Here is an 11,257-nt window from a genome sequence, read left to right on the forward strand (position 1 = left end):
CCGTCGACCAACAGTAAAAGCGGAATGCCGATATGTCTGATTTGAAAACTGCCGCTCTCGAATATCATGCCCATCCTCGTCCAGGAAAGCTGAGTGTAGAGCTCACCAAAGCCACCGCCACCGCCCGCGACCTGTCGCTGGCTTACAGCCCTGGCGTGGCCGAGCCCGTACGTGAAATCGCTCGCGACCCCGAGCTGGCGTACAAGTACACCGGCAAAGGCAACCTGGTTGCAGTAATTTCCGATGGCACCGCGATTCTCGGCCTGGGCAACCTCGGCCCATTGGCATCCAAGCCGGTCATGGAAGGTAAAGGCGTGCTGTTCAAGCGCTTTGCCGGCATCGACGTGTTCGACATCGAAGTCGATTCCGAAAGCCCGCAGGCCTTCATCGACACGGTCAAGCGCATTTCCATCACCTTCGGTGGCATCAACCTGGAAGACATCAAGGCGCCTGAGTGCTTCGAGATCGAAAAGGCCCTGATCGAACAGTGCGACATTCCGGTATTCCACGATGACCAGCACGGCACCGCGATCGTGACCGCGGCCGGCATGATCAATGCGCTGGAAATCGCCGGCAAAACCCTGGCTGACGCCAAGATCGTCTGCCTGGGTGCCGGTGCGGCGGCCATCTCCTGCATGAAGTTGATCGTCAGCATGGGCGCCAAGCTGGAAAACATCTACATGGTCGACAGCAAGGGCGTTATCCAGTCCGAGCGTACCGACCTGAACCAGTACAAGGCGATGTTTGCCCACCCGTCCTCCAAGCGCACCCTGGCTGACGCGCTGAACGGCGCTGACGTATTCGTCGGCCTGTCCGGCCCGAACCTGCTGAGCGCCGAAGGCCTCAAGTCCATGGCGGCCAACCCGATCGTGTTCGCCTGCTCCAACCCGGACCCTGAAATCGCGCCGGAACTGGCTCACGCCACCCGCAGCGACGTGATCATGGCCACCGGCCGTTCGGACTACCCGAACCAGGTCAACAACGTATTGGGCTTCCCGTTCATCTTCCGTGGTGCCCTGGACGTTCGCGCCAAGCGCATCAACGAAGAAATGAAAGTAGCGGCCGCCAACGCCCTGCGTGAGCTGGCCAAGCTGCCGGTGCCTCAGGACGTGTGCGACGCCTACGGTGGCGCCAAGCTGGAATTCGGACGTGAGTACATCATCCCGAAACCAATGGACAAGCGCCTGATCACCCTGATCTCCGACGCCGTGGCCAAGGCTGCGATCGAGACCGGTGTGGCGACCCTGCCGTATCCGAAGAACTACCCGCTGCAGAGCGTGGATGATGTGTTCAACGGCTAAGCCGTAGACCCGTAGACCCATAAAAAAACCCGGCTAAGAACGCCGGGTTTTTTTATGGGGAAGTTTCAAGCTGCAAGCGACAAGTTCAAGAACGGCACATCGCAGCTCTTAACTTGCCGCTTGTAGCTGACAGCTTGCCGCTCTCTAAAAGAGATCGATCGGCGCGCCTTCATCCGCCGGCAGCGGGCTGCCCGGCACGACGCCATTGCCCAGTTCGTTGACCGACGGCGGCGTGTCTTCGCTCTTGAACAGTTCGAAGTACGCATTCGGCGTGCTTGGCGAGGCCGCACGGCCACTCACCGGGTCGATCCTCAGGCTGAGGATGCCTTCCGGTTCCGGCTGGGTGTGCAGCGGCTTGTCCTTCAAGGCTGCGCCCATGTAGCTCATCCAGATCGGCAGCGCGACGGTGCCGCCGAACTCACGGCGACCGAGGCTTTCCGGTTGGTCATAGCCGGTCCACACCGTGGTGACGTAGTCGCCGTTGTAGCCGGAGAACCAGGCGTCCTTGGATTCGTTGGTAGTACCGGTCTTGCCCGCGATATCCGCGCGGCCCAGGGCCAGGGCGCGGCGGCCGGTGCCCTTCTTGATCACATCTTCCAGGATGCTGTTGAGGATGTAGGTGGTACGGCCATCCACCACGCGCTCGGCCACAGCCGGTGCCTGCGGTTCGCTGGGGGCGCTGGGGTTGGCGGCTGCCGGAGTCGTGCCGGGTGTTGGCTCGATGGTGATGCCGCCGTGGCTCGGCGCGGCCAGGCCCTCAGTGGCCGCCACACCGTTGACCACATCGCCCGGAACGCGTGGCGGGTTTGCGGTGAAGAGGGTGTCGCCGTTGCGGCTTTCGATCTTGTCGATCAGGTACGGCGTGATCTTGTAGCCGCCGTTGGCAAAGGTGCTCCAGCCGGTGGCGATTTCCATCGGCGTGAGGGTGGCGGTGCCGAGCGCCAGCGACAGGTTCGGCGGCAGGTCTGACTTGTTGAAGCCAAAGCGCGTGATGTAGTCGATGGTCTTGCCGACGCCCATGGCCTGCAGCAGGCGGATCGACACAAGGTTGCGCGACTTGTACAGCGCTTCACGGATACGGATCGGACCGAGGAAGGTGTTGGTGTCGTTCTTCGGGCGCCAGACCTTGTCCAGGTACTCGTCGACAAACACGATTGGCGCATCGTTGACCAGGCTGGCAGCCGTGTAGCCGTTATCCAGCGCGGCGCTGTAGATGAACGGTTTGAAACTCGAACCCGGTTGGCGCTTGGCCTGGGTGGCGCGGTTGTAGTTGCTCTGTTCGAACGCGAAGCCGCCGACCAGGGCGCGAATCGCACCGTTCTGCGGGTCCAGCGATACCAGCGCGCCCTGGGCCAATGGCACCTGGCTGAATTTCAGGCTGTCGTCCTTCTGGCGTTGCACACGGATCAGGTCGCCCACCTGCGCGACGTCCGATGGCTGCTTGGGCATGGCGCCCATGCTGTTGGTATTCAGGAAGGGGCGCGCCCATTTCATGCTGTCCCAGGCCACGTGGGCTTCGCCGGTACGGGTGAGCACTTGCAGGCCGTCTTTCTTGACCTGGGTGACAATGGCCGGCTCCAGGCCGCTGATCGGGCGCTGTTTACCCAACTCTGCGGTCCAGGCGCTCAGGGTCTTGCCTGGCAGGCGTGATTCGGGGCCGCGGTAGCCGTGACGCTGGTCGTAGGCAACCAACCCGGAATGCACCGAATCGTTGGCAATTTCCTGCAAATCGCTCGGAACGGTAGTGGTCACGCGAAAGCCTTCGGTGTAGGCGTCGCTGCCGTAGCGACCGACCATCTCGGCGCGGGCCATTTCGGCGATATACGGTGCATTCACTTCCGGCGTCGGCACGTGATAGCTGGCATTCAGCGGCTCGGCCACGGCGCTTTCGTAAGCACTCTGGGAAATCTTGCCCAGCTTGTACATGCGTCCCAGGATCCAGTCGCGACGCTCTTTGCTGCGTGCCGGGTTGGCCAGGGGGTTGAAGCGCGACGGAGCCTTGGGCAAGCCGGCGATCATGGCCATCTGCGCCAGGCTGGCGTCGCGGATGGACTTGCCGTAGTACACCTGGGACGCGGCTTCGATGCCGTAGGCGCGGTTGCCCAGGTAGATCTTGTTCACGTACAGCTCGAGGATCTCGTCCTTGGTCAGCTGGCGCTCGATCTGCAGGGCCAGGAGGATCTCGGTGGCCTTGCGTGAAAAACTGCGCTCGCTGGTGAGGAAGAAGTTCTTCGCCACCTGCATGGTGATGGTGCTGCCGCCGGATTGAATATGTCCGCTTTTTACCAACTGTGTCGCGGCGCGCACCAGGCTGCTGGGGTCGACGCCATAGTGGTTGGCAAAATTATCGTCCTCGGCCGACAGCAGGGCGCTGATGAAATTGGGCGGAATGTCGGCAAAACGGATCGGTGTGCGGCGCATTTCGCCGAACTCCGCGATCAGTTTTTCATCGCTGCTGTAGACCCGCAGAGGAATCTGCAACTGGATACTTCTGAGGGCCTCTACCGACGGTAAACCCGGACTAAGGTAGAGATACGCCCCGCTGAGCACGAGCAAGAGCCCGCAGACGATGGCGACAATGGAGTACCCGAAAAACTTCAGCAGACGAATCAAGGCTTTTGGATTTCCAGAGAAAAGAATGGGTTAGGCGTCGGGGCATGCATGGCGAACGATGGATCAACCCGAGCTGCAGATAAAAGCGGGAAAAAACGCTGGGCATTAAAGCATTTTCGGCCTGGGGCGTCATTCGCGCCTCTGCAACAAGGCGACCGAATGCACGGTGTCAGGCAACCAGGCGGTATGACAGGGAAAGTTTTGGGGAGTTTTATGAGAAAAGGATTATTCAGGCGAAAAGTCGACACCTTGCTGGGCATCGATATCAGCGACACGGCCATCAGGCTCGTCGAGTTGCGGCTCGATCCCGCTGGTTACAGCGTCGCAGGGTATGCCATCCACGGGTTGCCCGCCCGGGCGGTGGTGGAGGGCGCTTTTTTGGACTTCGAAGGCATCGGGCAGGCCCTGCGCGCGGCGCTGCCCAGGGTTCAGGCAACGTCCAGGCGCGCTGCAGTGGCGGTGTCGGGCCCATCGGTCCTCACGCGATTGATCGAGCTGGAGGCCGGGCTCGCGGAGGAAGAGATGGCGGGCGTGGTCGAGAGGGAGGCAGAGCAGTACATTCCATACCCGTTGGATGACATGGCCTTCGACTTTCAAGTCCAGGGGCGCTCGGCTGCTGACCCGGCACGGGTCGAGGTATTGCTGGCGGCGTGCCTGAAGGAACATGTGGAGGCCCGGGAGGCCGTTCTGGCCATGGCTGGGCTGGTGCCGGCGGTGGTCGATGTTGAAGCGTTTGCAATGGCGCGCGCGAGCAGTCAGGATTTCGCCAGCTTCACGTCGGGCCATCGAGTCGATGGTGCACAATGGGCCATGGATGCCCAAGGAATGGGAATCGCCTGCGGACTGGCCCTGAGGAGTTTCGCTTGAAGACACGTATCAATCTTTTGCCCTGGCGCCAGGCTCGGGCCGAGCGGCGACGCCGCTACTTTATGGTGTTGATGCTGGTGTTCGTCTGCGTGGCGTTGGTGGTTGTGTGGCTGGCGGACCAGGTCATTGACCAGGCCATAGATCGGCAGGTGACGCGTAATAATCACCTGGACAAAGATCTCGCTCTTCAGGATTCCAGCATCAAGACCCTTGACGACCTGGAGGCGCAAAGCCAGCAGTTGGCCGAGCGAATGAAGATCGTGCAGGACTTGCACAATGGTCGCTCTTCCGGCGCCCAGTTACTGGACCAACTGGCGCGTGCGGTGCCGGATGGGGTGCATCTGCATGAAGTAGTGGCCAAAGGCGATACGGTGAGTATTCGCGGCAGTGCCGAATCCAGCCAGGACATTGCCCAACTGATGCGCCGGCTGGAGGTGTCGCAAGGCGTCCACACAGCGCGCCTGCAGCACGTGCGCACCGAAGGTGCGAGCGGTGATAACGAATTTCAATTGATGGTGCGCCAGGGAGAATCCTCCGAGGCCCAGCCATGAGCCTGCCCAGGCTCGAACTCGGCGCACTCTCTTACCACGCTGCAAAATGGCCCTTGCCTGGCAAGCTCTTGCTCGGCTGCCTCCTGGCCGGTGCAGTGCTGGCTGTGGGTGAATGGATGCTCTTGAGTCCTGCACGGGCTCGGTTGCATCAGGCACAGGCGCAGGAGGGGATTCTTCGCCAGCAACTCGCGCAGCAGAGCGCCGTAGCGGCCAGCCGTGACGTGCGTGCGCGGCAGCTCCAGGTGATGCAGGCCGAGGCCGATGCACTGTTACGGCTGTTGCCCGGCGGGTCCGAAATGCCCGGCCTGCTGGAGGATATCGCGCGGTTGGCGCTGGCCAATGGCGTGTTAGTCGAAAGGGTGGCTCCGCTGGAGGAACAGCCGGCGCCGCTGTATACCGCGCAGCCGGTGCAGATCGGCGTCACGGGTGCCTATCACGATCTGGCCATGTTTATGAGCGCCGTTGAAGGGCTTTCGCGACTTACCACGGTGCATGAGATGGACGTGCAGCGTGAGGGCCGATTATTGCGCCTCGATCTGCTGGTCAAGACGTACCGGCGTGATCAGGCCGCCGTTGGGGCTCCGGTGCGTGAGCGACGACTGCCACAAGGCGCGTCCTTTGTCTATCAAGGGGCCGGTTTGCGCGATCCGTTCCAGCCGTCGACCTTGCAGGTTGAGCATAGGCCTGGGCGGCGTGCGCCTGCGCCGGATCTGGAGCGGCCCAGAGGCCCTCTGGAGCGCCAGGCGCTGGAGCGCTTCCAGATGGTCGGCACGCTCGCGCGAGGCGCGCAGACCTTCGCGCTGTTGCGCGTGGCGACCGATGTGTATCGCCTGGCGCTGGGCGATTATCTCGGGCCGGACCACGGGCGCGTTACGGCTATTCATGACAGCCATATTGAAGTGGTCGAGCTGTTTCCCGATAAACAGGGTGCGTGGCTGGAGCGCCCCAGAACCCTCGTGTTGAACGTCAACTCATAACGGAATCGAACAAATGAAAAGGACTTTCTCGTCCTTCGGTGTGGCGCTATGGATAGCGTTCACAGCACCGATGGCTGCCGCTGTGCCCAACCGTATAGATCTTATTCAACTGCCGCCGCCGGGTGGGGCCATGGCGGGTGCCTACAGCGGCGACAAGCTCACGCTCAACTTCCAGAACATAGAGCTGCGCGCGGTATTGCAGCAGATTGCCGATGTGGCCGGCCTTAACCTGGTCGCCAGCGATGACGTCCAGGGTTCGATCACACTGCGCCTCAAAGATGTGCCCTGGGATCAGGCGCTGGAGCTGGTGTTACAGACCAAGGGGTTGGATAAGCGCATTCACGCCGGCGTATTGCTGGTAGCGCCCGCCGAGGAATTGGCAGCCCGCGAACTGCTGACGCTGGAGTCGCGCAGGCAGATAGCCAACCTCACACCGCTGCGGCGGGAGCTGTTGCAGGTCAATTATGCCAAGGCAGCCGATCTGGCCAGGCTGTTCCAGTCGGTGACCGGCCTTGAAGGGGCCACCGACGAACGCGGTTCGGTGGCGGTGGATGAGCGCACCAACAACATCATCGCCTACCAGACCGGCGAGCGGCTCGACGAGCTGCGGCGCATCGTGGCGCAGTTGGATATCCCCGTGCGGCAGGTCATGATCGAAGCGCGGATCGTGGAGGCCAACGTCGATTACGACAAAAGCCTGGGAGCACGCTGGGGCGGACGGCTCAATCGCGGCAACTGGCAGGCCGGTGGCATTCCAAAGCCCCTGCCCGATGGCGTAGAACCGCCGGAAAATCCGCCCGGCTCACCGTTTGTCGACCTCGGCGCAATAGCCGGCGCGTCCGGCCTGGGTGTGGCTTACATCACCGACAATGTGCTGCTGGACCTGGAACTGACGGCCATGGAAAAGACCGGCAACGGCGAGATCGTTTCCCAGCCCAAGGTCGTGACCTCCGACAAGGAGACCGCGCGCATCCTTAAGGGCACCGAGATTCCGTACCAGGAGTCCAGCTCCAGTGGCGCCACGTCGGTGTCGTTCAAGGAGGCCTCGCTGTCGTTGGAAGTGACCCCTCAGATCACCCCTGATGACCGGGTGATCATGGAAGTGAAAGTCACCAAGGATGAGCCGGACTATCTCAACAGGCTCAACGACGTACCACCGATCAAGAAAAACGAGGTCAACGCCAAGGTGTTGGTCAAGGATGGCGAGACCATTGTGATCGGCGGAGTTTTCTCCAATACCCAAAGCAAAGTGGTAGATAAAGTGCCATTTTTGGGCGATGTGCCGTATCTTGGCCGCCTTTTCCGGCGCGATGTGCTGGCGGAGAAAAAATCCGAGCTGCTGGTATTCCTGACTCCGCGTATTATGAATAACCAGGCGATTGCTGTGAGTCGTTGATTCTGTGCGAAATTTGATTCTTGTGGGACCGATGGGGGCTGGAAAAAGCACCATCGGCCGTTTGCTGGCCAAAGAGCTGCGCCTGCCGTTCAAAGACTCCGATAAGGAAATTGAATTGCGCACGGGTGCCAATATCCCGTGGATCTTCGATAAAGAAGGGGAACTGGGCTTTCGCGACCGCGAGCAGGCAATGATTGCTGAATTATGCGGCTGCGATGGCGTGGTATTGGCCACCGGCGGTGGCGCAGTGATGCGCGATGAAAACCGCCGTGCGCTGCATGCCGGTGGTCGGGTGGTTTACCTGCATGCATCGGTCGAGCAGCAGGTCGGTCGGACTGCGCGCGATCGCAATCGCCCATTGCTGCGCACCGCCGATCCGGCGAAAACCCTGCGCGATCTACTGACGCTGCGCGATCCGCTGTATCGGGAAATTGCCGATCTGGTGGTGGAAACCGATGAGCGGCCGCCACGTATGGTGGTGCTCGACATTCTTGAGCGCCTGCAACGGCTGCCTCCCCGTTAAAGCCAGGGGCGAAATGCGCTATTCTCGGCGTCGCGCCATCGCCCTGCGGGTTGTGGCGTAGAGCCATCAGGCAGCGTCGTATCCTGACGTTACCGGTCGTCAATTCATCTCTCACGCGGGGACACATGCAGACACTTAAGGTCGATCTAGGCGAGCGCAGCTACCCGATCCACATTGGCGAGGGCCTGTTGGACCAGCCCGAGTTGCTCGCACCGCACATTGCCGGGCGGCAAGTGGCGATCATCTCCAACGAAACGGTCGCGCCGCTGTATCTTGAGCGTCTGAGCCGCAGCCTTGCGGCCTACTCGGTGATTTCGGTAATACTGCCCGACGGCGAAGCCCACAAGAACTGGCAAACCCTGCAACTGATTTTCGATGGCCTGCTGACCGCGCGCCATGACCGGCGTACCACGGTGGTGGCCCTCGGAGGCGGCGTTATCGGCGATATGGCTGGTTTCGCCGCTGCCTGCTACCAGCGCGGCGTGGACTTTATCCAGGTGCCGACCACCCTGCTGTCCCAGGTCGATTCGTCGGTGGGCGGTAAGACCGGCATCAACCATCCGCTGGGCAAGAACATGGTCGGTGCGTTCTATCAGCCCAATGCCGTGTTGATCGACACCGCTACCCTTAACACGCTGCCGCCGCGTGAGCTGTCGGCGGGCCTGGCGGAAGTCATCAAGTATGGATTGATCTGCGATGAGCCTTTCCTGACTTGGCTGGAGGAGCACATGGACGCCTTGCGCGGCCTCGATCAGGTGGCGCTCACCGAAGCGATTTCCCGCTCCTGCGCCGCCAAGGCCCTGGTGGTCAATGCCGACGAGCGTGAGTCCGGCGTGCGGGCCACGTTGAATCTGGGTCACACCTTCGGGCATGCGATCGAAACCCACATGGGCTATGGTGTGTGGTTGCATGGCGAGGCCGTGGCGGCTGGCACGGTGATGGCTATGGACATGTCGCACCGGCTTGGCTGGATCAGCGCCCAGGAGCGGGATCGCGGTATTCGCCTGTTTCAGCGGGCCGGTCTGCCGGTCGTTCCGCCGCAGGAGATGACCGAGGCGGATTTCCTCGAACATATGGCAATAGACAAGAAAGTGATCGACGGTCGACTGCGACTGGTGCTGCTGCGCCACATGGGCGAAGCGGTGGTGACCGACGATTATCCGAGAGAGATTTTACAGGCCACGCTGGGAGCGGATTACCGCGCCCTGGCCCAGCTTAAAGGTTAACAGGATCACCATGACTAGTTTGCATGCCGACGAGGCGTTCCTCGGCCATTACCAGTTAAGCCACGACCCTTTTGCTCCACGGGTGCCGGGTTTCAAATTCTTCCCGGCCCAGCGCAAGCCGGTGCTGGGGCAGCTTCACCATCTCGCGCGCTACAGCCAGTTGCTGCTGGTCGTCACGGGCCCCTTGGGCAGCGGCAAGACGTTGCTGCGCCAGGCCCTGGTTGCCAGTACCAACAAGCAATCGGTACAGAGCGTGGTGGTGTCGGCCCGCGGCGCCGCTGATGCGGCGGGTGTGCTGAGCCAGGTGGCCCAGGCGCTGGATGTGGCCACCGCCGAGCCGAGCGCGATCCTCAAGCAGGTGGTGCAGTTGGGCTTGACCGGCCAGGAGGTCTACCTGCTGGTGGACGATGCCGAGCAGCTCGACGAATCGGCCCTGGAAGCCCTGCTGGCGTTGGCTGCGGGTACGCCGGAAGGTCGCCCCCATGTGTTCCTGTTTGGTGAGTCTTCGCTGATCGCCGACCTTGAGCAGATCAGTGGCGATCAGGAACTGTTCCACGTCATCGAACTGCAGCCGTATGAAGAGGAAGAAACCCGCGAATACCTGGCTCAACGCCTCGAAGGCGCAGGGGCGGGCATCGAACTTTTCTCCGCTGCGCAGATCTCTGATATTCACGACAGCGCAGGCGGCTGGCCTGGCACCATCAACCAGGTTGCCCGCGATGCGATGATCGAAGCCATGATTGCCAGCCGCTCAGCGGTCAAGCGTCCAAAGATGGGGTTCACTATGCCTAAGAAGCACGTACTGGCCATTTCCGCAGTGGTCGTGGTTGCCGTTGCCGCCGCCTGGTTGATCCCAGGCCGCAACAAGGCTCCCACCCCTGCTGGCGCGCCTGCCGAACAGGCGCAGTTGCCACTGGGCAAACCCACACCGAATGTCGAATTCGCCAACTCCGGTCAGCCGACCAACCTGCCGATGGTCGGTCAGCCTGTGATGCGCGGCCCGCTCGCCGAAGAAGCCGGTGGCATTTCCGAAGGCGACGACGGCGTCCCGGTGGAAGGCTCCAGCGCCACGCCGCCGACCGTAACCACCACCGCGCCGCCTGCGGGCGTACCGGCCGGCCAGCCCGCTGCCAAGCCGACGCCTGCCCCAACGCCGGCACCGACCGTCGCAACCGCCAAACCTGCACCGGTCACCAAGCCTGTGGTCGCAGCGCCTGCGCCAGCCCCTGCGGCCAAGCCGGCCCCGGCCGCCAAGCCCGCTGAAAAACCCGCCACCACCGTGGCCAAGGCAGGCGCCGCCGGCAGCAGTTGGTACGCCAGCCAGCCGAGCGGTAACTTCGTGGTGCAGATCCTCGGCACCAGCTCAGAAGCCAATGCCCAGGCGTTCGTGAAAGAGCAGGGCGGCGAGTACCGTTATTTCAAGAAAGTGCTCAACGGCAAGCCTCTCTATGTGATCACCTACGGCAACTTCTCCAGCCGTGCAGCCGCTGATTCCGCTATCAAGGCCTTGCCAGCGAAGGTTCAGGCTGGTAAACCTTGGCCTCGCACTGTTGCCAGCGTTCAACAAGAACTCGCAACAACTCGCTGAAGATCCGGCGGCCTTACCCAGGCCGCCCTCCCGGCACCTCAAAAAAATCGCATGGCGTGCAGTCTCCAGGGACCGCGCGCTTTGTGGTGTCTGCGTCACGGTAGCTTTTGAGTCGTAGCGGTCAGAATTAAAAAAGTTTTGACTAGCACAGCATATCGCTTTAAACCTTTCATAAATGCGACATAGATTTGCGACATTTCGTCGCTAAATTTGTG

Annotated in this window: 8 protein-coding genes and 1 pseudogene; 8 read left to right on the forward strand and 1 reads right to left on the reverse strand. The window is 61.7% G+C overall.

The genetic code is table 11. The features are described from left to right. Positions 1 to 32: 32 nt before the first annotated feature. Positions 33 to 1,301, forward strand: a complete 1,269-nt coding sequence (locus PSH94_RS01945; protein ID WP_181080348.1) for a malic enzyme-like NAD(P)-binding protein — start codon at positions 33 to 35, stop codon at positions 1,299 to 1,301. 144 nt (positions 1,302 to 1,445) lie between these two features. Here the strand turns inward: PSH94_RS01945 and PSH94_RS01950 are convergent, their stop codons facing one another. After that, complete coding sequence (locus tag PSH94_RS01950; protein WP_370694755.1) at positions 1,446 to 3,911, reverse strand: penicillin-binding protein 1A; 2,466 nt, start codon at positions 3,909 to 3,911, stop codon at positions 1,446 to 1,448. Between the two features lie 216 nt (positions 3,912 to 4,127). Here PSH94_RS01950 and pilM point away from each other — a divergent pair, with 216 nt between their 5' ends. The 7 genes and pseudogenes from pilM (at position 4,128) to PSH94_RS01985 (ending at position 11,042) form a co-directional block, all read left to right on the forward strand. Then, positions 4,128 to 4,781, forward strand: a complete 654-nt coding sequence (gene pilM, locus PSH94_RS01955) for a type IV pilus biogenesis protein PilM (protein WP_305436272.1) — start codon at positions 4,128 to 4,130, stop codon at positions 4,779 to 4,781. Then, entirely contained in the window at positions 4,778 to 5,332 is a 555-nt protein-coding gene (locus PSH94_RS01960) for a PilN domain-containing protein (protein ID WP_253510060.1), read from the forward strand. Before pilM ends, PSH94_RS01960 begins: the two co-directional genes overlap by 4 nt. Beyond that, entirely contained in the window at positions 5,329 to 6,309 is a 981-nt protein-coding gene (locus PSH94_RS01965) for a pilus assembly protein PilP (protein ID WP_305436273.1), read from the forward strand. Before PSH94_RS01960 ends, PSH94_RS01965 begins: the two co-directional genes overlap by 4 nt. A 139-nt stretch (positions 6,310 to 6,448) precedes the next feature. After that, positions 6,449 to 7,705, forward strand: a pseudogene (locus tag PSH94_RS01970) (type IV pilus secretin PilQ); the annotation flags it as partial. Positions 7,706 to 7,709: 4 nt separating this feature from the next. Further along, entirely contained in the window at positions 7,710 to 8,228 is a 519-nt protein-coding gene (aroK, locus tag PSH94_RS01975) for a shikimate kinase AroK (protein ID WP_034105907.1), read from the forward strand. 125 nt (positions 8,229 to 8,353) lie between these two features. Beyond that, positions 8,354 to 9,454, forward strand: a complete 1,101-nt coding sequence (gene aroB / locus PSH94_RS01980; protein ID WP_253510064.1) for a 3-dehydroquinate synthase — start codon at positions 8,354 to 8,356, stop codon at positions 9,452 to 9,454. A gap of 10 nt (positions 9,455 to 9,464) precedes the next feature. Continuing rightward, positions 9,465 to 11,042, forward strand: coding sequence for an SPOR domain-containing protein (locus PSH94_RS01985; RefSeq protein ID WP_181080354.1), 1,578 nt, complete (start codon positions 9,465 to 9,467; stop codon positions 11,040 to 11,042). Positions 11,043 to 11,257 lie beyond the last annotated feature (215 nt).

Source organism: Pseudomonas sp. FP2254, from assembly GCF_030687695.1.
GTDB lineage: Bacteria > Pseudomonadota > Gammaproteobacteria > Pseudomonadales > Pseudomonadaceae > Aquipseudomonas > Aquipseudomonas quebecensis.